We start from the raw sequence: 23,771 nt of genomic DNA on the forward strand, positions 1-23,771 counted from the left end.
AAAAAAGAAGAAAAAAGGCTTGCAACAAGCAAACCTTTTCATCTATTTTAATTACTTTTTGATAGAAGAGTTTGATTTCAATTTAGGCTTTATTGATAGACTATTACACCAAACCTTCTAAGAGGCCTCTCATAAAGTTCTCAGAATTAAACTCGCCGATGTCGTCAATTTTCTCGCCAAAACCAATCAGCTTCACTGGAATATCCAGTTCCTGACGAATGGCAAGAACAACACCACCGCGCGCAGTTCCGTCAATCTTAGTCAGGACAATACCTGTCACAGGCGTAATTTTTGAAAATTCTTTGGCTTGAACCAGTGCATTTTGACCCGTAGAGGCATCCAAGGCTAGGAAGGTTTCGTGCGGCGCTGCTGGATCCACCCGCTTGATAATACGACCGATTTTTTCCAGCTCTGCCATGAGATTGTCCTTATTTTGCAAGCGACCAGCTGTATCAATCATGAGAATATCGACATTTTCAGCCTTGGCTCTTTCCAAACCGTCAAACACGACGCTGGCAGGATCGCTCTTCTCAGGCCCCGTTACTACTGGAACATCTACGCGCCGCCCCCATTCAGCCAGCTGAGCCACTGCTCCAGCTCGGAAGGTGTCTGCTGCCACTAGCATCACTTTTTTTCCTTCCTGTTTGTATTTATAGGCCAATTTACCGATTGAGGTCGTCTTCCCTACTCCATTTACACCGACAAAGAGCATGACAGTCAAACCGTTTTGGAAATTGATTTTTTCATTAAAGCGGCCATCTTTCTCATAGATATCGACCAATTTTTCAATGATGAGTTGACGCAAGGCGTCTGGTTTCTTAGCATTTTCCAGACGAGCTTCATAGCGCAAGTCCTCAGTCAGATTGGAAGCTACCTGTACACCGACATCACTGGTAATCAGCAATTCTTCCAAGTCTTCAAAGAAATCTTCGTCAACTGAGCGGAAATTAGCAAAAAAGGCATTAAGGCGAGCACCAAAGCCAGTCCGCGTCTTTTTGAGACTGCGGTCATACTTGTCTTGAACACTCTCTTCTTGGTATTCAGTAGAATTCTCAGATGTTTCTGCGGGAGCCAACTCTTCCGTCGCCTCTTCTCCATACTCGGTCAAGTCTGCTTGTAAAGATGTGCTTGCTTCCTGCTCACTAGATACTTCTTGCTCTGGTTCGTGGCTGATTTGCTCTCTCGCTGCAGCCAAACGCTCCTGCAATTCTTGGTAATAATCTCTGCTTTCGGTCGCCGCTTCTGATTCGCTACTACTTTCCAAAGCTTGATTTGCTGAAGTTTCAGACTGCTCTTCTGCCTCAGCCAAAACTTGCTCAGGACTTTCCTGATCTTCAAGCACTGGTTGAGATAAGTCAGCTTGCTGGCTAGTTGGGGCCAATTCCTGCTCAGAAATTGCTGAAACTGCAGGCTCTGTATTCTCTTCTGGCACAGATTCTACTACCGGAGTTTCCGCTGTTTCTTCACTAGAAGCAGCAAGGGGCTGGAAGTCTGTCTCAGATGGAACTTCAATCTCTGTAGTCTGATAACTCTCCTCTGCCTGTTCATCTAACTGGGGCTTTTCTTCAAGTTCCTCTTTTTTACGTCCAAAAAGACGGTCAAATAATCCCATTCTTTAGTTCTCCTTCAATACATATTTCCGAATGGCCCAAGCAACTGCATCTTCATCATTGGTCATCGGAGTGACAACTTCTGCGACTTCCTTGACTTCTGGCACAGCATTTTGCATGGCAACTCCTAGCCCAGCCCAAGCAATCATTGACAGATCATTGGCTTCGTCACCGCAGGCCATAACTTGGCTTTTATCAATTCCCAAGTGGGCAATCAGTTTCTCCAAACCAGTCGCCTTGTGGACATTTTTAGGTGACCATTCCAGCAGCATTTCCCGTGATTTGAAAATTTCATACTGGTCAAACAGTTCAGGCGAAATGTGAGGAATGGCCGCATCTAGCGGTTCCTGAGCAAAGGCTGTGACGCACTTATTATAGGTAATCTGGCTAGAAAGGTCTTCAAAAGCAATGGATTCAAAATTCAGAGCTGGATTAAACTCCGCATAGAGCGATGCCTGGTCTGATTGAATCTGATAAACCAAGCCACCATCAATCGCATCCAGAGGTAGGCCTAATTTCTCAGTCTCTTCATAAATTCTAGCCACATCATCATAGGCAAAAACTGTTTTATCCAAAATTTCGCCTGTATTGCGCTGAACTAGACCACCATTAAAGGTAATGGTGTATTCATCTGCCTGACCATCAGTGCCCAGCTCATGCAGGAAAAATTCCATAGCCTTAAGCGGACGCCCTGTGGTCAATACAACTTTGACACCTTGCTGCTGAGCCGCTTTGAGCGCTGCCAGATTCCCTTGAGAAATCTTTTTATCCGTAGTCAAAAGCGTCCCGTCCAAGTCCAAAGCGATCAATTTAATATCAGCCATTATAAGCCCTCCATGTAGGTCATAACAGATTGGGCCGCATGGTGGCCAATCACTTCTTTCGCAACTGCCAAAATTTCCGGCCGTGCATTTTCTGGTGCAATCGGGTGCCCCACCACCTGCATCATATGCAGGTCATTGAGGTTATCGCCAAAAGCCATGACCTGGTCCATTTCTAGGCCTAGCTTCTTAGCTAGCTCGACAAGAGCCACGCCTTTATCCACATAGTCCAGCACGATATCAATCGACTTATAGCCTGTTGTCATCGCCTTGACACCTGCGACATTTTCATTGACCCAGGCTTCGCCGTCGGCCACTGTTTCTTCGCTGAAATTGGTCGTGAATTTAAAAATCTCGTCTGTAATCTCACTAAAATCAGCAACTTTTTGGATATTTTCATTATAATTAGCGCTGAAAGAGAGATAAGTCGGATCTACTGTCTCTAGCACATAACAGCCTTTTTTCCCTGTCAGAAGCAACTCATTGATATTGACAAAAGGCGACTCCTTAAGCTTGTCAAATACCTTTAGATAAAATTCTCTTGGCATGGTTGCTTCGTATAGATCTTTTCCTTGAAACTCTACTAGGCTACCATTTTCTGCGATAAAGATAATATCATCCCGAACTTCATGAAAGAGCTTCTCAAGAGAGAGAATCCCTCGACCACTGGCAACAGCAAAGTAGATGCCCTTTTCTCTAAACTGAGCTAGCAGGTGCTTGAGCCGCTCCATATCAAACTGACCCTTGTCATCTAAAAAAGTCCCGTCCATATCTGTGGCAATGAGTCTTATCATACAATTATCTCCTTTTTTGAATTAGGGGTGTGCAAAGGGCATTTAGGGTATGCATCTTTTAAGGATTTAGGCAACCCCCATCATTTCTCATCTCTGTTAATCCTTTATATTATATCATAAAACTAACACTTCATTCCACAGATGAAAAACAGTCAGATCATATTTCTATGACCTGACCGTTTTTGATATTGTTTATACTATATCTATTTACTTTTTTATTTTATAAAATAACATCACATAAACTTTTTATATATTTAGTTATCCTAAATTCAATTTATGTTTTGCTATTTGGCAAATACGTTCTGGCGAAGCGTGGTCTACAAACTGACTTAGCAGTCTTCGAGTCGCCAGCTTCCAAGGTGTTGGTTTGCCTGGCGAATGGCTTTGATTTCGGCGTGCAGCGTGGCGTCTTGTTCCTTTTCACGTAAGTTATGACCACGCCCAATAATTTCACCATTCAAGACCACGACAGCCCCGATTGGCACTTCCGCTTGGTCATAGGCTTTCTGCGCTTCCTTCAACGCTTCCCTCATAAAGAATTCTTTTTCATGAAGTTCCATGTTCTTACTGATAGACGCGCTTCGTCACGACTAGACTATGCGGTCTCTCAAACTCCTTATCTAAGTAATCTTGGTACGTTCCTGGTGAAATAAATCCTCGGGCGCTTAAAATATCGGTGCCTGCTGTCCCGACAATCGTATCGGCTAGCAATACACAGTTGGTACTCATCACAAAATACGTCTTGAATTTTGAAGAGGTAAATTTATACAAGAGTGCATCTGCTTCTTGTTTGAGCTTGTAGGCATACATTGGTTCTTCTTTGTCGATTCCAGGATGCTTAGGTTTCACCATTTTCGGTGGATCCCAAGGCACTGTCAGCGACATCAATTTGGCGATTTCCTTATCGATGGCCGCGAGTTGTTCTGGAGACAAGGCAAGACCATATCCCAGTAGGGTCTTATGATTTTCGCGTTTACAAAATTCGATGTATTTTTCACGGTCGGCACTGAAAAGTACCCCGTCCCCCATCGTTCCAAAGAGGCGCTCCGAATTCGTATCGTAGTTTCCGAATGAAATAATGCGGCCCTTATAACACAGGTCGACATGCCCGATGGCTCCAAACCCGTCTTTTGTGACATGAATAAACATCTCTAAGTTTGGTTCTGCATTTTCTTTGGCACGGTCGTAAATTTCTGAAGCCGTTTCGCCTTCTCCAAGTTCCAACGCATCATTAATTTTTTGTAAGGTTACTCGAGGAATCAGTGCAGCAAATACAAGCGGCATCCCACGACGCAAGCGTCTGCGAAGGACTTTCTTTCCAACTTCGGCCTCGAAGAACCAGCCGTCCCGAATATTGCTAATCCCATACCCGATAAAATAGAGCGAAAGGAAGAACATTTGCAAATTGCCGTCGCCCCCAAGAGAAATTAAAGTGGCTACCCCGACAACTGAAAGCCAAATGGTATCAAAGAGCAAGCGAAATCGCGGGCGAATATCATCTTTGACATAAATATAGTATGTCACACCACTAATTCCCGCCTTCATCACTTCATTGAGTCCCATCAAGATGCTTACAATCGCAATCGGCAATGACAGGAAGAATTGATTTCCTGCTAAAAATCCGTAAAGGGAAAATTTCCCTATATTCAGCCATAACGGGTCTTTAGATGCCGCTTTACTAAACCAACGGAATAAGAAATTCCATAGTTCACGGGCCCATAAGAATGTTAAAAACAGACGTAACATCAATTCTGGGAAGCTTGGTCCGAATATAAGGAGCAATATCCCAGCAACAAGGAACGCAATCCCTTCAAAGAGGAGCTTTTTCCCCGTAATCCCTAAGTCGCTAATTTTCTTCATCAATAATACCTCCTACAGCTACCACTGGAGCAGCTTGTTCATGTTTCTCCATCCATTCTTTCACGAGACGGTAAATCACGGCAAAGATTGGTGTGAAGAAAATCATTCCTACTAAACCAAAGAGATTTCCACCGATTAACGTAGTAGCAAGGGTTAGAGCCGTTGGCAACCCTACGGAACTGCCGACAACCCTAGGATAGACGACATTGCCTTCCACTGTTTGAACGACCATAAAGACGACAACCGAAATGAGTGCTTGAATTGGGCTTTCTGTAAAGATGAAGAGCATTACGATTCCGCACGCCATAAACGGCCCGATATTCGGAATGAACGAGAATACTCCGGCCAGCACCCCAACAAGTCCTGCATATGGCAACCCTACAAGAGAGTATGCGGCAAAAATCATAACCCCAACAATTCCCGCCTCGATGATTTGACTCATCAAGAAACGGTCATACGTATCCACGATGACTTCCCCGACATAAGAATGTGCTCAATTTTGTCTTTTAGCAACACCACATTGAGAATGCGAAGCGTTAAACGTGCGAGTATTTCCTTACTTACGAGAATATTAATCATGAAGAAAATCCCCATAATCACAGAGAACACATTTGAGAAGAGCCTATAATATTCGTTGTAAATCCGCCAAGGAATGTAATGACAGACGATATACGCTTTTGTATTATCTATAACCTAGTTTATTTCCATCAACATACCTGTGCCTTCAAATTATTTTTTATTTATTATCCTCATTATACCAAGAATTCTCACAATTTACTATAACTCCTACTTTCTATTGACGAAAGAAATGTTATTATGCAGTTATACTGCCTCAAGATGATTGACTTTCGAAACATGCAATTTAACGTTTAACAAATCAAGGGTGTCTCCATAGAATCAAAGTATTTCTGATACCCATTTCCTTCTATCTATAGACAGTAAAAAGCCTTGAAACAACTTATTCAAAGGCTTTCTTAGTATTCTATTGTATCAATTACCTTATTCCGATTTCTGTTGCTACTAATTTTATACTCATACTATAAACTTTCTAAATCTTTTAACTTGACCGACACAATCTTGGAAACTCCTGACTCCTGCATGGTTACTCCATAGATGGAATCTGCCGCAGACATGGTTCCCTTACGGTGGGTCACAACGATAAACTGGCTTTCTTTGTCAAAGCGATTGAGATAATCCCCAAAGCGCTTGACATTGGCCTCATCCAGAGCTGCCTCAACTTCATCCAAGATAACAAACGGAATGGTCTTGACGCGGATGATGGAGAAGAGAAGGGCTAAGGCTGACAGGGCTTTTTCTCCACCACTCATAAGATTGAGAGATTGGATTTTCTTGCCCGGAGGCTGAACCGAAATCTCTACCCCAGCTGTCAGCAGGTCGCCTTCTGTCAAGATCAGGTCAGCTGAACCGCCGCCAAACATCTGGCTAAAGGTCAGCTTGAAGCTTTCACGAATGGCTTCAAAGGTTGTTTGGAAACGTTCCTTGACTTCGTCATTCATCTCTTCAATGGTTTCCAAGAGAAGATTTTTGGCTGAGAGGACATCGTCCCGCTGACTTTTGAGGAAATTCAGTCGGTTGCTGACTTCTTCAAATTGTTCTACTGCTTCCAGATTGACCGGTCCCAAAGCACGAATAGCCTTTTCTAAGTCTTTGACTTGGGCTTCTGCAGCTGCAAGATTTTCCAAAGAACGCGCTCTTTGATCAGCCTCTTCAAAGCTGATCTGGTAATTATCCGTCAGATTAGTCAGCAGACGACGCAAGGCATCTGAAAATTTCTCTTTTTCAGCCTCTGCCTTGGCCTGACGGCGAATCAGACTTTCGTTTTGCTGACGGGCTTGATCTAAGTTCCCTAGAATATCCTCAGACTGGCCCTCTAAGTCGTCCAGCTCAAATTTGAGTCGGATGAGGCTCTGATCCAAGTCTGTCTTTTTCTCTTGGGCAGTCTTAAGCTGCTCTTCCAAGACGGAAATATCCACCTTCTGGCTGACCGCTTCTTCCTTTTGCTCTATCAAAAGCTGCAAAGTAACGACTTCCTTGTCCAGAGCAGCCTTCTCCTCTAGCAAACGCGACAAATCATTCTTCTCAAAGCGCTGGCTAGAAGTCAGCTCCGTGCTCTTCAATTTCAGTTCTGACAAGTTAGCCGATAGCTGATCGAAACGATCCTGAACAGCGTTTTTATTCGACTTGACTTGCTCGATTTCAGCAGTAATAGCTGTTTTTGCAGCCTCAATAGCCGACAACCGCTCTTCCATTTTTTTCTTTTCAGCCAGTCCTCCAGTCTCAGACTGACTAGCCAAGTCCTGCTCCTGCAGTTGCTCCAGCTGGCTGAGTTCTGCAACCCGCTCCGCAATCTGTTCGTAAGCCAACTTAACTCTTTGCTCCGTCAAGCGAGCTTGCTCACCCTCAGACTTGATGGCTTCCAAGGCTTGCTTGGCCTCTGATAGCTGGGACTGCAAGCTTTCAACTTGCTGCTCCTGAGCTTTCAGCTTCTGGGACTGCTGCTCCATTTCTCCAAGCAGGCTGTCCAGTTCAGGCTTGATAAAGATTGTGTTATTATTGCGATTGGCTCCTCCGGCGTAAGAACCGCCTGTGCGCAGTTCCGTTCCGTCCAGCGTTACAATTCTGACTTGGTAACGTACCTGACGAGCAGCCGCACGCGCATGCTCAATCGTATCAAAAATAGCGGTTGTCCCCAACAGATTTTGGAAAATATTCTCCAAACCTGGCTCATAGGTCACCAGCTCCGAAGCTATACCTAAGAAGCCTGAACTAGCCTCAATTCTGGATTGATTTTGCTCGGGAAGTTGACGAGCCTTGATGGTCGTCAGAGGTAGGAAGGTAGCCCGACCAGCCCGATTTTTCTTAAGAAAATCGATGGCTCTGGTCGCTGCCCCTTCGTCCTCAACGATGATATGCTGACTACTTGCCCCCAGCGCAATTTCCAAAGCGGTCTGGTAATGAGGATCGAAGCTCAATTTCTCGCTGACTGCCCCGACAATGCCACCCAGACGATCAGCTTCCTGCAGGACACTTTTTACTCCTGCATAAAAATTACTGTGATTTTTAAGAATAGCTTCTAAACTGGCTGCGCGAGCTTTTTTATTTTTTAAATCATCCAGCAGGGCAAACATGCTGGTCTGCTCATTTTGATAAGTAGTCGCCAACTTCTCGACCTGCCCCTGCTGCTCCTGATACTGATCTAGCAAGACTCTGAGAGCAGTCTGAGCTTCTTCTAATTCTGCCTGTCGAGCCGCTTCTTCTTGCCTACCGGCCTTTAAATCAGCCTGTAGTTTGCTAAACTCAGCCTGTTTGCTGGCAGCTTGACTCCGCTCATTCTCCAGTCGATTTTCGAGCGAGGTCAAGTCGTTGGACAAGTCCGCTTCTTCTTGCATGAGCTTGACGTAACGATCCCGCAGATTTTCAATCAGCTGGTCTGGGTCATCTGAAAAGTCCGCCAACTCTGCTTCCAACTGGCTCATGGCCTCTTGATTTTCAGTCAACTGGACTGCTAGATCAGCTAGATGAGCTTCCTTGGAGGAAATATCAGCTGTCAGCTGCTGGCTTTTTTCTCTCAACCCAGCCAAGCGTTCTTCATTTTCCAAACGGCTGCTGGCCGCCTGACTAGATTCCAGCTTAGCTAGGTCTATCTGGCGTTCCAAATCACTGATCAAACGCGTCAACTCTAAAAGACTGGCCTGATCGTCAGACAGTTTTTGATTCACTTCCTGCCGTTTGACCTTGATTTCTTGGTTTTCACGCTCCAATTCGTCCCGTTTCGTATAATAGGCCGCTAGTTCCTGCTTGATACTCTCCAAATCAGCTTCTGCCGCCGTCAAATCACTTTTATTCGCCTTGATTTGAGCCACCAAGACATCCAGATAAAGCTCCTGACGCTCTTGATCCAGTTCTAAAAAGCGCTTGGCTGTCTCAGCCTGCTTCTCCAGCGGCTTGACTTGACTATCCAGCTCGTAGATAATATCTTCCAAGCGATCCAGATTGTCTTGAGTCTGCGCCAGCTTGCTTTCCGTTTCCTTGCGGCGGGTCTTATATTTGAGCACTCCGGCCGCTTCTTCAAAAATAGCCCGACGCTCCTCTGGCTTGCTGTTAAAGATTTCCTCGACCTTTCCTTGGGAAATAATGGAGAAAGAATCCCGTCCCAGTCCTGTATCCATGAAAAGGTCATGGACATCGCGCAGACGGACCTTTTTGCCGTCAATCTTGTACTCGCTATCACCACTGCGATAGATATGGCGCTCGACGCAGATTTCCTTGCCTGCTTGCTTGATAAACTGATCCTGATTATCCAAAATCACAACGACCGAAGCATAGTTGAGGGGCTTACGGTTCTCCGTCCCAGCAAAAATAACATCGGGCATCTTACCGCCCCGCAGACTCTTGACGCTCGACTCACCCAGAGCCCAGCGCAGGCTCTCCGTAATGTTGGACTTGCCTGAGCCATTGGGACCAACAACAGCAGTCACCCCTTGGTCAAAAACAACCTTGGTCTTATCTGCAAATGACTTGAAGCCCTGAATTTCAATTTCCTTTAAAAACATTAGTGACTTTCCTTTTCAAATGCATCCTTGGCAGCTTCCTGCTCAGCCAGTTTCTTAGAACGGCCTTGTCCCTGACCTGCTTTTTGACCATTGATCAACACAGCCACAGCAAAGTTCTTAGCATGGGCTGGTCCCGTCTCATCTGTAACCTGATAGACAATCTCCACATCGCCATTAACCTGAAGGAGTTCTTGCAGCTTGGTCTTATAGTCTGTCACCTGCTCAAAGTCACCTGCTTCCACCTTGGGAATCATGACTTGATAAATAAAGTCCTTGACAGTCTCCACATCCTTATCCAAAAGGAGGGCACCCAAAAAGGCCTCAAATAAGTCACCCAGAATGGTATCGCGATTGCGGCCTCCTGACTTTTCCTCACCGCGACCCAGCTTGATAAACTGATCAAACTGACAGTCCCGTGCAAAGCCAGCCAAACTCTCCTCTCGGACAATCATGGAGCGTAGTTTTGACAAACCTCCTTCTGGTTTTTTGGGGTATTTTTTATATAAATACTCAGAAATAATCAGCTGCAGAACAGCGTCTCCTAAAAATTCCAGGCGTTCATTGTGTGAAATTTTTAAGAGGCGGTGCTCATTGGCATAGCTGGTGTGAGTAAAAGCGGTCTCTAGCAGACTGCTGTCTTCAAACACCAGTCCAAACTGCTCCAGCAGTGCATCTTTTAATTGTTCCATAGTTTCTTTTTCATGCTAGGCCAAGACAGAGCATGAGTCCAATCCATCCTTTCTAAAATGATGTTCTTTGTGAACTATCTACCATTATACCAAAAAACAAGTGCCAACGCACTTGTTTACTTGCCTTCTTAGCGTATTTCCCGGTCTATTCCTTATCTGGGATGACCTTGAAAAGGTAATAAGTAATAAAGATTGTCAGGGCGAACAAGAAAATTTTCACCCAAATTATCGGGGCTAACGCAATAGAAATTCCCATCAAGATATAGATGGACACGATAATCTTTTTCTTGCGCTCTTTGGCAATCGAGCCTGTCTCCCGAAAATCTGCGACATAGGTCTGATATATCTTGGTGTGATAAAGCCAATTCTCAATCCGCTTGGAGCTACGCGAAAAGCAAGCAATAGACAAAAGTAAAAAAGGAGTCGTAGGAAGAAGGGGCAGAAAAATCCCCAGCACTCCTAAAGCCAAAGATAGACAGGCAATCACAAAATAAATCAGGCGCATTTGGTTTCCTCACGTACATTTTCATAGTCATTCTTTAGCTTCCTCTCTAGTATAAAAAACAAGCTAAAAAATATAAAACTAGTTTCCCATAAAAAATAATTCTTGTCAATCCTAAAAAAGAGGCTGGGACAAAAGTCCTAGCCTCTCAATTTTCTTTGGATTGTCGAGCAAGACGCAGTGGTTGAGCGGGCTCTACTACGCTGATTTCATCAGCTTTTACAGCCCTACTCAACTGTGCGGAGGTGGGACGACGAAATCAAATTCTAACGAATTACCGATTTCTGTCCCACTCTCTTTCTGAGCGACTGATGATTAGATATTCACCAAAGGCGTTGCAGTGTCAGGAGAAGTATCGAAGACCTGGAAATCATGGCCCACTGGCAAGTCTGCTTGAGCCAGTTGATTGACCATGGTCATATGAGCCAACTCCTTGATATTATTTTCCTTGCTCAGATGCCCCAGATAGATGCGCTTGGTGCGATTGCCAAGTGTACGAATCATAGTTTCCGCACCATCTTCATTGGATAAGTGCCCCAAGTCAGACAGGATGCGCTGTTTCAGGCTCCACGGGTAGGCACCGCTCCGGAGAATCTCGATATCATGATTGCTCTCAATCAAATAAGCATCTGCATTCTCAATGACTCCTGCCATGCGGTCACTGACATAGCCCGTATCCGTCAGCATGACAAAGCTCTTGCCATCCTTCATAAAGCGATAAAACTGGGGAGCAGCCGCATCATGGCTCACTCCAAAACTTTCGACATCTAAATCGCCAAAAGTCTTCATCTTACCCATTTCAAAGATATGCTTCTGACTAGCATCCAGCTTGCCCAAGTCCTTTTCCATCGCTCGCCAGGTTGCTTCGTTGGCATAAATATCTAGATTGTATTTACGCGCCAAAACCCCCACACCATGGATGTGATCCTTGTGCTCATGGGTGACCAAAATAGCATCTAAATCCTCTGGTTTGCGATCTATTTCGCTCAAAAGACTCGTAATTTTTTTCCCTGATAGACCAGCATCAACAAGCAGTCGTTTCTGGTCTGTTTCCAGATAAAAGCAATTGCCACTCGAGCCTGATGCTAGAATACTATATTGAAATCCCTTAGTCATGTTCACTTTCTACATTCTCTTCATTTTCCCAGTCATCTACACGGACAGCATCGTTATCATATGGAAGAACAATGGTAAAGGTAGATCCTTTGCCATACTCACTCTTGGCCCAAATAAAGCCATGATGCTGCTTGATAATTTCTTTAGCAATAGCCAGACCCAAGCCCGTTCCTCCCTGGGCTCGACTGCGGGCCTTATCCACCCGATAGAAACGATCAAAAATCTTTGGCAGATCCTGCTTGGGAATGCCCAGACCTTCATCTGAAATCGAGAGAATCAACTGAACATCTGTTGTTCTCACAGAAACCGTAATCGTCCCACCATCAGGCGAATACTTGATGGCATTGTTCATGATATTATCAATCACCTGGGTCATCTTATCCGTGTCAATCTCTACCCAAATCGGTGTAATTGAATAATCCCTGATAATCTCATATTTTTTGGTCTCATCCTGATTTTTTATCTTATCAAAACGGTTGAGGATATAGGTGATAAAGGCTGTAAAATTGGTCAGCTCAACATCCAGATGGCTGGTATTATTATCAATCCGCGATAAGCTAAGCAAGTCCGTCACCATCCGCATCATACGGTTTGTCTCGGTTAGTGAAACCTTGACAAATTCCGGTGCAACAGGCTCTGACAGAGCGCCATCATCCAAGGCTTCCAGATAGGATTTCACACTGGTTAGAGGCGTCCGCAATTCATGGCTAACATTGGAAACGAAAAGCCGACGCTCCCGCTCTTCCTTGTCCTGCTCCGTTGTATCATGTAGCACTGCTACCAACCCTGATATAAAACCTGACTCCCGTCTGATCAAGGCGAAGCGAACCCGCAGGCTTACATATTCACCATTTTCATCTTGAGAATCAATAGTCAATTCTGGAACCTTGGTGATCAATTCGCGCAGATCATACTCATCAGCAATATCCAGCAAATCTAAAATACTGGTATTAAGGACATCATCACGTTTGACACCCAATTGCTTGGTTGCCATGTCATTGATGGTAATAATCTGTCCTCGGCGATTGGTCGCAAGCACGCCATCCGTCATGTAAGACAGGATACTGGATAGACGCTTGGTTTCTTGCTCCAAATTTTCATGCGTCAGGCGGATGACTTCAGAGAGATCATTGATGGAATTGGTCATGTCCGTGATTTCAGGACTGCCCTGCATATCTAAAACTTCTGAATAATCTCCTGCAATCAATCCTTTGATCTTTTGGTTTAACTGCACCAGCTTTTGAGTATCTCGTCGATTTTCCAGTAGCAAAAGAGCCACGACGATGATAAAGCCGACAACAATCAGTGAAAAGACAAAGTCAGGAGAAAGTACGAATTCTTTTAGCGTTTCAATCATTATTTCTTATGTAATAACCGACACCGCGGCGAGTCAGGATATACTCCGGACGGCTTGGAGTATCTTCGATTTTTTCGCGCAGACGGCGAATAGTCACATCGACTGTCCGCACATCTCCAAAGTAATCATAGCCCCAGACGGTCTCTAGCAAATGCTCACGCGTCATGACCTGACCAACATGAGTCGCCAAATGGTGCAAAAGTTCAAATTCACGATGGGTTAATTCCAATTCTTTCCCATGTTTTTTCACCACAAAAGCATCTGGAAGAATCTGCAAATCCCCAATAAACAGTTCCTTTGGACTGCTCTCATCCACATGACTATCTGGGACTAGTTCAGAACGGCGCAACAAGGCCTTGACCCGAGCCAATAATTCACGATTTGAAAAGGGCTTGGTCACATAGTCATCGGCACCGATCTCCAGACCAATTACCTTATCGAACTCGCTATCTTTGGCCGAAAGTACAATAATCGGCACATTGCTGGTCTTGCGAATGGTCCGGGCAACATCCAGTCCATCCACTTCTGGCAACATCAAATCCAGAATCAAGATATCCGGTTGCTCTGCTTCAAACATTTCTAGAGCTTCCTTACCATCAAAGGCTGTCAGTACTTCATAGCCTTCCTTAGCCATGTTAAACTTTATAATGTCCGAGATTGGCTTCTCGTCATCTACAACTAATATTTTTTTCATTTTTTACCTTCATATCTATACAATTTTTAAGCTTAGACATCTATTATTTTTGTATCTGTCCTACCGCTCCATAAGCACTATTATATCAAATTTTCCTTAAAAAATACTATTTTCGCACACTATATTCCAACATTCTTATAGAAATTTTACCTTAGCTTTCCCTCTTGCGAAAATTCCAAGCAATGATAAGGAATCCTCACTAAAATCCTTGATTTTTTTCACTTTTTCTGCAAAAATAGAGGCATAGAAAGAAGGTTGAACTATGACAAAAATCAATCAAATCATCACTTATCTTGAAAATGAAAAGCAGGATGTGGCTGTAATCTCTGATCCTGTAACCATTCATTACCTAACAGGCTTTTACAGCGATCCACATGAACGCCAAATGTTCCTATTCGTCTACACTGACCATGAGCCACTCCTTTTCGTACCAGCACTAGAAGTTGAGCGTGCTTCTTCTACCGTAGACTTTCAAGTTATAGGCTATGTCGATTCTGAAAATCCTTGGGAAAAGATCAAGGCTTCTCTACCATCTCAATCCTTCAAACAAGTAGCGGTCGAGTTTGATAATCTGATTTTAACTAAGTATCACGGCCTGCGTACTGTTTTTAATGGGGCTGAATTTGTCAATCTGACCCCTTACATTAACCGCTTGCGCTTGATCAAGTCAGCCGATGAAATCCAGAAAATGCTAGTAGCCGGTCAATATGCTGACAAGGCTGTCAATATCGGTTTCGACAATATTTCACTAGAAAATACTGAAACAGACATCATCGCTCAAATCGACTTTGCCATCAAGCGAGAAGGCTATGAAATGAGCTTTGAAACCATGGTTCTGACAGGCAATAACGCAGCCAATCCGCACGGCATTCCCGGTGCCAATAAAATTGAAAACAACGCCCTCCTCCTCTTTGACTTGGGCTGCATGGTCAATGGCTATGCCAGTGATATGACACGGACTGTCGCTGTCGGCCAGCCAGATCAGTTCAAAAAGGATATCTACTATCTGACTCTGGAAGCCCAACAAGCTGCACTTGATTTTATCAAACCAGGCGTCACAGCTCATGAAGTAGACCGCGCCGCCCGTGAGGTTATCGAAAAAGCGGGCTATGGTGAGTATTTCAATCACCGTCTCGGCCACGGTATCGGTATGGACGTCCACGAATTTCCATCCATCATGGAGGGCAACGACATGGTCATCGAAGAGGGCATGTGCTTCTCTGTCGAGCCTGGTATTTACATCCCTGGCAAGGTCGGCGTCCGCATCGAGGACTGCGGCTATGTCACCAAGAATGGCTTTGAACTCTTCACCGAAACCAGCAAGGACTTGCTGTATTTTGATTAAGAAACTAAAAAAGCACCNATNGGTGCTTTTTTAGTTTCTTAATAGTTTTATTTATCCTGTTGTTTTCTCCCCCGCCTCTAGTTTCAACAAAAAGGCTTTTTTATCCAGACCGCCGGCATAGCCGGTCAATTTGCCGTCGCTTCCGACAATCCGATGACAAGGAATCAGAAGGGAAATAGGATTATGACCGATGGCACCACCGACTGCTCTAGCCGAGCCATTTTTTCCATACTCAGCCTGCAATTCTCGCAAAATATCTGAATAGGTAGCCGTTTGCCCATAGGGAATCTTCTGCAGCACAGTCAGAACCTTGCTTCTAAACTCAGTTACTTGAGGTGCCAATGGAATTTCATTTATTGCGGGATTTTCTCCCTTAAAATAAGCGTCCAACCAAGCAAAGACGCGTCGGCTGACTTCTGTCTCTTCCTCCTCTGCTTGCTCCAAATCATAGCCTCCCCCAAAATATTTCTGTCCCTCAAGCCAAAGTCCCAACAAGGCATTTGAGTCCGTCAAGATGAGAATCCGGCCAATCGGCGATGTATAATAAGTCTTGTACATATTTTTTCTTTCTTCGATCTTCTTGATATGCCTTATTATACCACTCTTGTCTTAATTTTTGCCACAATCCCATCTGGGTCTGTGACTTCTAGCTCTTGGGAGCTAATCCATCGGACTGGCGCTTGTAAGACCTGAGCATTTTCATAAATAGCTACTAGTTCTTCTTTCCCTTCTACTTGCGCTTCAAAATAGGCTAGTCCCAGTTGCTTCGGTTGGCGATGATTCAAGTGAGAACCTCCCCATTCATTGACTGCTAAATGATGATGATAGTTTCCGGATGCCAGCCAGCTAGCAGAAGGTACAGAAAATTTATCCTCCAAGCCTAGAAGCTTTTGGTAAAAATGACTGGCTGCTCTGCTATTTTTCACAGACAGGTGGACATGGCCCATACGAGTTCCTTCGGCAATACTAAACGGCTGGATTTCCTGACCTAGTTCATAGATTTCTTGAGCCGCAAGCGCTTCCGTCACTCCGATAATGCGGCCATCTTCTCGAATATCCCAATCAGCCTGAGGCTTGTCCCGATAAAGCTCAATGCCGTTGCCTTCTGGATCCTCCAGATAAATAGCTTCACTATAACCGTGGTCCGCTCCTCCAACCATAGGTACTTTATTTTCGGATAAATGCTTCAGGATATCTGCTAAGGCTTGACGGCTTGGAAGCAAAAGCGCCAGATGATAAAGACCGTAAGCCGACTTGACGGTCTGCCGGTCACTGGTCGCTAAAAGTCTCACCAGCACTTGTCCGTCCCTGCCCAAAGCCACCTGTCCGTCCTGCTCTTCCAAAAGTTCCAGCCCTAAAACACGCTGATAAAAGTCCTTTTGTCTTGCTAAATCGGCAACATAAAGTGCCACCTCTCCTAGATAAATTTTGCTTTGATATTCAAAAGTCATGTTCTTTCTCCTCTCTTTAATTTTAAAGTTCAGTAGTTTTCCTGCCCAATCTTTCTTTTTATTCCCAAAACAGAAATACGTTTCTTGATGCAGTCTTCCACATCTCCATTTGCTCCGAAGGATTATTCGTGTTGTAATTGTTTTCATTACATCTATTAGTATAGCACATCTTAATGTAATGTCAACAATTACATCTCAGAATATTATTCACCCCAAAAAACAATCTGCTCACTAGGAAACAGATTGTTCTTTAATTTCTTTTTCGGTTGCTGCGACGACCACGTCAAGGCTGGTCTGAGCCAATTCAGCTTCCATGGCTGCTTGAATAGCTGCCAAGCGATCGTCTAAGACATTGTGAATGTTCTTGCCGATAGGACAGTCTGGATTGGGCTTGTCATGAAAACTAAAGAGCTGGCCGCTCTTGCCCAAACATTCAACGGCACTATAGACGTCCAACAGGCTAATGTCTTTCAAATCTTTGGCAATCTCTGCTCCTCCAGTTCCACGAGCAACGGTAATCATCCCGGCATTCTTGAGCTGGGACAGAGTCTTGCGGATAATGACTGGGTTGACTCCGACACTGCCAGCAAGGATATCACTTGTCAGTTTTCGTTTTTTTCCTTCCAAAGCCAGTACAATCAGCATATGGGTGGCAATGGTAAAGCGGCTAGAAATCTGCATTTTTTTCTCCTCCCTCATCATTTTCTCTCACTATTATATCCCAAAAAGGGTGTAACTTCAAGAGTTACGACTGGACTTTAAGAAAGCTGCAATCTCATCTGCATAGCCTTCCCGCTCACTGATTTCCCGCAGCAGGTCGTGGTTATGGGTATGGTGGATACCATTGACCAAACTCTCCCGATAAATCTCATAGTAAGGCAAGTGGAGCTCCCGAGCCAATCGTAGCTCCTGTTCCACATCGTAGGCCACGCGCCGAAGGTCGACATCAGTCAGACCAGTCTCATCTATCTCTAAAATGGCATACTGGGCTCGCAAGTCCTGACGCAAAGCTGAATCTAGAAAGAACGGCTGACCAATAGAGCCAGGATTAATAATCAGCTGGCCCTTAGTCCCATAACGGAGAAACTGTTGGTGAATATGACCATAAACAGCAACAGCACAGTCATTTCCCTCAAAAAGTCGGTCGAAATCGCTCTGCTCGCCAATATGAATCAGCTCCCGCCCCCAATTCTTATCTGGCAGATGGTGACTAACCGCAATCTTCAATCCCTCTACTTCTGTCAAGATTTGCAGAGGAAGTTCCTGTATACGGTCAATCTCTTCAGGACGGATTTCCTCTAGGACATAATGGCAGAGCCGGGTCAGGTAGAGATGGCTGGGACGATCCAAATCCAGCTTTTGATGCAGGGCATGCCAGAGGCTGTCTTCCCAATTCCCTCTGACCTGGAGGCTGATGGGCAGCTGCTCCATCCTATCTAAGATATTTCTGCGACCGGTTCCTGGCAGGAGCAAATCCCCCAAAAACCAATAGTCTGTCACTTGCTGGCTTTCCGCATCCGCCAGTACTGCTTCCAAGGCTGTGCTATTTCCATGCACATCGGATAATAAGGCAATTTTTCGTGTCATCGTGTGTCTTTCTCTTTCTTTACAAGGAATATTATATCAAAGTTCAAAAAAACTTCCACCCATCAAGTGAGTGAAAGTTTTGAAGTCTTTTTTATCAATCAACAGACTTGAGTGCTTCCAGCATATCCACCCTTCTGAGGCGGTAATTGACAAAGAAGCCAAGCAAGGTCAGAATAAGAGTCACTGCTGTTAGAGGAAACAGATAGACTGAGGGACTTACTTGAGGGTTTAAGCTGATAATGCTAGGCGCAACCTTCTCAATCAAAAAACGATGCAGGAAGAAACCACCTAGAAGCCCAACTGCCATCCCAATCACTGAAAGAATAATGGTCTCTCGATAGATATAGAAGGTCACTTCCTTATTATGGAAGCCCAAAACCTTGATAGTAGACAGTTCGCGAATCCGCTCAGCTACATTGATATTGGTCAGATTGTAGAGAATGACGACAGCTAAAAGAATAGAAATCAGCACTAAAATCATCATCGTATTATTAAGAGAATTAGCTAAAACATTGAACTGCTCCACCATGCTTGCATTTTGTGAAACACTCTTGACAGACTTGAGACTCATAAATTCATTGGCCTTGTCCACAATATTTTTGCTGGAAGAATCCTTGAGCCGCACTAAATAAGCATTTTTCTCAGGCTTTTTCCCGTAAATCTTCTGGTAGTCAGTTGCCTTCATAAAGGCAAAATGGCCAAAATGATTCTCATTGACTGCTGCGAGCTTGACAGGCTTGCCACCCAGCTCTATACTGCCACCGGGGCTAATTCCAGCTATGCGAGCCAATTTATCCGAAACAACTACACCGTCCTTGAGACTCAGCTTTTGCTGGTTATCAGGAGTTTCCACATAAATAAAAGGTTCGAAATTTTCCTTGTCCGTAACCATTAAAGTGACTGACTCTGTCTCTTTTTTCCCTTTGTATTTCTCTGTCAAGGTTTCACTATAGATCTCCTGATAATCAGCAATCGAGTCATCTGCCAACATCTTTTTCAGCTTGTCTTGCTCAGCTTGATTCTCCCCAGGATTGACAGCGACAATCAAGTCGTATCGCAGAATCTCCTCAAACTGACGTTTTGGAATACCACCAATAGAAGATTGGAGTCCTAGACCGGCAAAGAGCAGGGCAACAGAACCCGCCACACCAAAGATGGTCATAAACATCCGCTGCTTATAGCGAAAGATATTGCGTGCTGTGACCTTCTGAGTAAAGCTAAGACGTCGCCAGATAAGGGGCAGTCTTTCCAAGAAAATCTTGGAGCCCTTGACCGGTGGTTTGGGCAAAAGCAAGTGGGCTGCTTCTTCTGTTAGCTCCCGTCTTGCCACCAAATAGGCAGGGAGAACACTGGATAGAAAGGAAAGTCCAAGGGCCAGTAAACTATAGGAAATATAAAAATATGCATGAGAGGCAGAGAGCACCATCCCTCTGGTAATAATAGAAGAAATCACTCCAGACAAGAAATAGTGCCCCAGCAGAATCCCTATGAGGGTACCTAGACTCCCCGCCACCAAACCGTAAAGAGCAAACTTGCGAATAATATCGCGGCTATGATAGCCTAGAGCCTTAAAGACACCTGCATTCGTTCGCTCCTCATCGACAAAGCGAGTCATGGTGGTAAAGGTCACTATAGCCGCCACCAAATAGAGCACCACTGGGAAAATATTACCAATCAACGCAATACTATTCATGGAGTTTTTATACATATGATAGCCATTCCCACCTGGCAGAGACTTGCGGTCATAACTATGATAGGCCGGCTCTTTCAAACGACTCAGGTTTGCCTTAGCGTCAGCTAGCTTGTCCTTGCTAGCTGATAAGTCTTTTTCCGCCTGAGCTAGCTCTGCTTTTTTCTGATTGAGCTGGGATTCAGCTTCCTGAATCTGCTGCTGGCTCTGGCTGAGCTGAGCAGGAGGGAGGATAGAAGCAGCTTGGGCTGCATCTAGCTGGCTTTTTTGCTGGTTCAGCTGATTCTGAGCTTGCTCTAATTGCTTTTTACCTTGGGTCAGTTCGCTCTCAGCCTGACTAATCTTATCTTGGCCCTTCTGAATGGTGCTTTTGGCATCTGCCTCTAATCGCTTAAAGCGAGCCGCTCCGTTATCTTCCAGGCTCTTGTCCAAAGCAGTCTGGTGCTGCTCCAAACGCTCCTGATAGCTTTCAGAAAAGGGAGCCAGCTTTTCTAAATCATGATAGCGCAAGCGGGCAATACTATAAACATCTGTATCAAAGGCCTTGGGGCTGACTACAGCATAGGCTGATAAAGCACCGCTTCCACTAGTCGCATTGCCCAGATTTCTATCAGACCAGAGTTCTGCCGAGTTGACAAATCCCACGACCTTATAGGTCTTGTTTTTCAGAACTGACCGACTGCCTGCTTTCTCGGTCAGAACAATCTCCTGACCAAGTTTATATTTCTTAGACCAAAAGCTAGCCAAGGCAATTTCTTGCTCTTTCTTAGGAAGACGACCAGAGGTCACTTGAAAGTTTGAGATATCTTTGGTATCTGAAAATACTCGGAGGGCCTCCTCGTCTACGGTGACATCTGTCAGATAGCCAAGCTCGACATCAGCTCCCTTGATAGCTTCCAGCTCTTTCTGATCCTCCGCATCTAATCCATAGTCCGCCATAATAGCCAAGTCCATGGTTCGCTGCTCTTTCAAGTAATCTGTTGCTGTTCTGCGCATATTGGGAGGAGCGACCTTGAGTCCCACGAGAGCTAAAGAGCCTAGCATCATGAGGATTAAAATAGATAGGAAACGGCCTTTGGAGCTAGTGAAGGAGCGCAGAATATCTTTCCAATAAATCTTTCTCTTCATATCAATACTCCAATGTACTTATATCCTGTGGCTGTTCATTGACTGTAACACTCTTGACTCTCGCATCGTGCATGCGGATAACCCGGTCAGCAATGGGAGCCAAGGCAGCATTGTGGGTCACGATAATCACCGTCGCTCCTTGATTGCGAGACATGTCCTGTAAGATTTGTAGCACTTGCTTGCCAGTATTGTAGTCCAGAGCCCCTGTCGGCTCATCGCAGAGCAAAATCTTGGGATTTTTTGCCACAGCCCTAGCGATAGACACCCTCTGCTGCTCCCCACCTGATAACTGGGCTGGAAAGTTATTGAGGCGTTTTTCCAGCCCCACTGCTGTCAGAGCCGCTACTGGATCTTGAGCATCCTTGACTATCTCCGAAGCCAATTCGACATTTTCCTTGGCCGTCAGGTTGGGCACCAAATTGTAAAACTGAAAGACGAAGCCCACATCATTGCGACGATAGTCCGTCAGCTGGTGGGAATTGTAGTCAGCAATATTCTGACCGTCTATCAGAATGTCTCCCTCATCATTGGTATCCATCCCGCCGAGAATATTGAGCACCGTAGACTTACCAGCGCCAGAAGCACCCAGGATAATGACCAGTTCCCCCTTTTCAATCTCAAAAGAAATATCGTGATTAGCTACAATTTCTGCCTCACCTACCTGATAACGTTTAAAGCTATGTTTCATTTCAATATAAGCCATATCGCTTCTCTCCTTTTCAAACCCCATCTCCTTAAATCGACAAGATGTTGATTCTAAATCACAGATATTATATAATGAGCTTAGACAAAAAGCAATAATCAGAAATCAACAAAGTGTTGATTTAAGCGAAAAGGAAGAAAAAATGGCCCAGAAACGAAAAACTAGTACCAAGGAAGACATCAAAGAAGCCTTGATTCAGCTACTATCTGAGGAAAGGTTTGATACTATCTCCATCAGCAAGCTCTGCAAACGAGCAGGGATTAATCGCGGCACCTTCTACCTCCACTACCAAGATAAGTATCAGATGATTGATAGCCTCAAAAGCGACATCATTTCTCAACTTTATAGTTATAGTTTGTTTGAAGAAGAAGGCGAATATTCCAAACGGTTCATGATAGCCAAATTTCATATACTGCGTGCTAATGAACGTCTGATCAATGCCCTGACCAGAAGCCATTATATTGACTTTCGCGGAGCTATTCGGGAATTCATAACCAGTATCATTCTGAGCGATAATCAAAAAGCTGCGACCCAGCGTTTTTTAGAGGAGAACTTTCATATCCCTCAGAAATACGCCTTGGAAATCTTCCTATCCAGTGTCGAGGGGATTATTTCTCTTTGGATAGCTGGCGGAGCTCAGGAAGAGCCTGAAGAAATTACGCAAATGATCCTAGCTACCTACAATTATGATTATTGGAAATCATAACCAGCACTCCACTTTTATAGATGAGAACTCAAAAAGGCGCAGATTCATCTGTGCCTTTTCTTAAAACATTTCTGGTGAGCAAATAGCTTTTTGGTGATGCCCACTTAGATAAAGGCAACAAAATCCTGTCTATTTCACCATGTCTGGGTCGTAATCATAGAATCCTGTATCAAGAAAACGATTCTTCGGATGCAATTTGTGAAGCAGCTCATCTAGCAAGAAAGCTTGGTCATGGCTAAATTCACCTTTTTCAATCAGATCTCTTGCCTGAACAAAGAGCTTAGCAATCTCAACAAAATTCTGACCAGGAGTATAGAGACCTTCCAATTTCCAATGAATAAAGCCGTGGTCAACCAATTCTGTCAACTTGGTCATCAAGTCCAAGTCATTATTGGCAAAAATGTGAGTCCCATGCTTGTCCTCAAAGATCGAATAATGGCTCTGAGGATCGCTCGGTTCCGCAAGAAAGAGATCCCTCTCTCTTGATTTCGCATCATCGATGTGTGTAAAGTTATAATAATTTTGCAAAAGCGGACGTTTAGAGTGGTGGATAACGCTCGCACCATAAACTAAGACTTCTGCTGGAATCTCAAGAATTTCTGGCATTTTAAAGAGTTCTGCCGATGGAATTTCCCGCGCCAAAACAGCTTCTGACACCCCAGCATTCTTGCCCCAAAAATTAATCTGGCGGCTGCTGGTAACCATGGTTGAAGCATCATAAATCGTTTTCAACTTATAACCATCCCGCTGCAAGACGTAGAATACACCTGCATCCCCAACGGTGATATAGTCCACTTCAATCTCCTGAAGAAAATCCAAATAAGGCTTGATCTGGTCCATCATGTCCTGATGCATCAAAGCATTGACGGCAACGGTCATTTCTTTTCCTGCCTGATGAACCATTTGTGAGATACGATTTAATTCGTCATAAGTGAAGTTATGCGGTAAACGAAGACCGTATTTTTCCTCACCGACATAAATACGATCTACTCCTGCTTCCAATAAGGCTTGAACTTGTTCTATACTTTCAGCTGTTGCTGTTATGATTATATTTTTCATATCATTATTATACCAAAAAAATAGGATTTATGATTTCTTAATTCGATTTTATTCGTTTTGTAACTATCTTGTAATATATCTAATC

General features: G+C 44.4%; 19 protein-coding genes and 2 pseudogenes. 2 read left to right on the forward strand and 19 right to left on the reverse strand.

Translation table 11 applies throughout. The features are described from left to right. Positions 1–103: 103 nt before the first annotated feature. The 12 genes and pseudogenes from ftsY to yycF form a co-directional block, all read right to left on the reverse strand. The gene (gene ftsY / locus D8790_RS08525; protein WP_125388302.1) at positions 104–1,612 is read right to left on the reverse strand and encodes a signal recognition particle-docking protein FtsY; all 1,509 of its coding nucleotides are present in this window, start codon (positions 1,610–1,612) and stop codon (positions 104–106) included. A gap of 3 nt (positions 1,613–1,615) precedes the next feature. Further along, positions 1,616–2,434: a Cof-type HAD-IIB family hydrolase gene (locus D8790_RS08530; RefSeq protein WP_125388304.1), complete on the reverse strand. Its 819-nt coding sequence runs from the start codon at positions 2,432–2,434 to the stop codon at positions 1,616–1,618. Continuing rightward, positions 2,434–3,225, reverse strand: coding sequence for a Cof-type HAD-IIB family hydrolase (locus tag D8790_RS08535; protein WP_015605189.1), 792 nt, complete (start codon positions 3,223–3,225; stop codon positions 2,434–2,436). The genes D8790_RS08530 and D8790_RS08535 overlap by 1 nt, the downstream gene beginning before the upstream one ends. A 332-nt stretch (positions 3,226–3,557) precedes the next feature. Beyond that, positions 3,558–3,785: pseudogene (locus tag D8790_RS08540) on the reverse strand (nucleoside deaminase); the annotation flags it as partial. A 4-nt stretch (positions 3,786–3,789) separates the two neighbouring features. Continuing rightward, on the reverse strand, positions 3,790–5,085 hold the full coding sequence (locus D8790_RS08545) for a hypothetical protein (RefSeq protein WP_015605191.1): 1,296 nt from the start codon (positions 5,083–5,085) through the stop codon (positions 3,790–3,792). After that, a pseudogene (locus D8790_RS08550) lies at positions 5,072–5,756 on the reverse strand (AI-2E family transporter); the annotation flags it as partial. The gene D8790_RS08545 and the pseudogene D8790_RS08550, both read right to left, overlap by 14 nt. A gap of 366 nt (positions 5,757–6,122) precedes the next feature. Continuing rightward, positions 6,123–9,659: a chromosome segregation protein SMC gene (smc, locus tag D8790_RS08555; protein ID WP_125388305.1), complete on the reverse strand. Its 3,537-nt coding sequence runs from the start codon at positions 9,657–9,659 to the stop codon at positions 6,123–6,125. Beyond that, a complete protein-coding gene (gene rnc / locus D8790_RS08560; protein ID WP_125388306.1) occupies positions 9,659–10,348 on the reverse strand; it encodes a ribonuclease III in 690 nt (229 codons plus the stop codon). Before rnc ends, smc begins: the two co-directional genes overlap by 1 nt. A 145-nt stretch (positions 10,349–10,493) precedes the next feature. Continuing rightward, positions 10,494–10,853 (reverse strand): YbaN family protein, encoded by a 360-nt coding sequence (locus tag D8790_RS08565; RefSeq protein WP_062004124.1) that lies wholly within the window; start codon positions 10,851–10,853, stop codon positions 10,494–10,496. Between the two features lie 312 nt (positions 10,854–11,165). After that, a complete protein-coding gene (gene walJ / locus D8790_RS08575; protein WP_037586201.1) occupies positions 11,166–11,966 on the reverse strand; it encodes an exodeoxyribonuclease WalJ in 801 nt (266 codons plus the stop codon). Then, entirely contained in the window at positions 11,959–13,323 is a 1,365-nt protein-coding gene (vicK, locus tag D8790_RS08580) for a cell wall metabolism sensor histidine kinase VicK (RefSeq protein WP_005589490.1), read from the reverse strand. The genes walJ and vicK overlap by 8 nt, the downstream gene beginning before the upstream one ends. After that, positions 13,316–14,017, reverse strand: a complete 702-nt coding sequence (gene yycF / locus D8790_RS08585; protein ID WP_045501071.1) for a response regulator YycF — start codon at positions 14,015–14,017, stop codon at positions 13,316–13,318. Before yycF ends, vicK begins: the two co-directional genes overlap by 8 nt. Before the next feature lie 262 nt (positions 14,018–14,279). Here yycF and D8790_RS08590 point away from each other — a divergent pair, with 262 nt between their 5' ends. Next, positions 14,280–15,362: a M24 family metallopeptidase gene (locus D8790_RS08590; RefSeq protein ID WP_045501069.1), complete on the forward strand. Its 1,083-nt coding sequence runs from the start codon at positions 14,280–14,282 to the stop codon at positions 15,360–15,362. 51 nt (positions 15,363–15,413) lie between these two features. On the opposite strand, the gene D8790_RS08595 is transcribed toward D8790_RS08590, so the two are convergent. From D8790_RS08595 to D8790_RS08620, 6 genes are all read right to left on the reverse strand, one after another. Then, positions 15,414–15,920: a methylated-DNA--[protein]-cysteine S-methyltransferase gene (locus D8790_RS08595; RefSeq protein WP_125388307.1), complete on the reverse strand. Its 507-nt coding sequence runs from the start codon at positions 15,918–15,920 to the stop codon at positions 15,414–15,416. Positions 15,921–15,955: 35 nt separating this feature from the next. Next, positions 15,956–16,813 carry a VOC family protein gene (locus tag D8790_RS08600; protein WP_125388308.1) on the reverse strand — a complete coding sequence of 286 codons (858 nt, stop codon included), beginning with the start codon at positions 16,811–16,813 and terminating at the stop codon, positions 15,956–15,958. A 231-nt stretch (positions 16,814–17,044) separates the two neighbouring features. Further along, a complete protein-coding gene (locus tag D8790_RS08605; protein ID WP_125388310.1) occupies positions 17,045–17,494 on the reverse strand; it encodes an Rrf2 family transcriptional regulator in 450 nt (149 codons plus the stop codon). Between the two features lie 57 nt (positions 17,495–17,551). Beyond that, positions 17,552–18,400 (reverse strand): metallophosphoesterase family protein, encoded by an 849-nt coding sequence (locus D8790_RS08610; RefSeq protein ID WP_125388311.1) that lies wholly within the window; start codon positions 18,398–18,400, stop codon positions 17,552–17,554. Positions 18,401–18,494: 94 nt separating this feature from the next. After that, positions 18,495–21,218, reverse strand: coding sequence for an FtsX-like permease family protein (locus D8790_RS08615; RefSeq protein ID WP_125388312.1), 2,724 nt, complete (start codon positions 21,216–21,218; stop codon positions 18,495–18,497). Position 21,219: 1 nt separating this feature from the next. Continuing rightward, positions 21,220–21,921: an ABC transporter ATP-binding protein gene (locus tag D8790_RS08620; protein WP_125388314.1), complete on the reverse strand. Its 702-nt coding sequence runs from the start codon at positions 21,919–21,921 to the stop codon at positions 21,220–21,222. A 142-nt stretch (positions 21,922–22,063) separates the two neighbouring features. Here D8790_RS08620 and D8790_RS08625 point away from each other — a divergent pair, with 142 nt between their 5' ends. Beyond that, positions 22,064–22,627, forward strand: a complete 564-nt coding sequence (locus D8790_RS08625) for a TetR/AcrR family transcriptional regulator (RefSeq protein WP_125388315.1) — start codon at positions 22,064–22,066, stop codon at positions 22,625–22,627. A 129-nt stretch (positions 22,628–22,756) separates the two neighbouring features. Here D8790_RS08625 and D8790_RS08630 read toward each other — a convergent pair whose 3' ends face one another. Then, positions 22,757–23,686 (reverse strand): peptidase U32 family protein, encoded by a 930-nt coding sequence (locus D8790_RS08630; RefSeq protein ID WP_125388317.1) that lies wholly within the window; start codon positions 23,684–23,686, stop codon positions 22,757–22,759. Between the last annotated feature and the right edge of the window lie 85 nt (positions 23,687–23,771).

It is taken from the genome of Streptococcus cristatus (genome assembly GCF_003943535.1).
GTDB classification, from domain to species: Bacteria; Bacillota; Bacilli; order Lactobacillales; family Streptococcaceae; genus Streptococcus; species Streptococcus cristatus_L.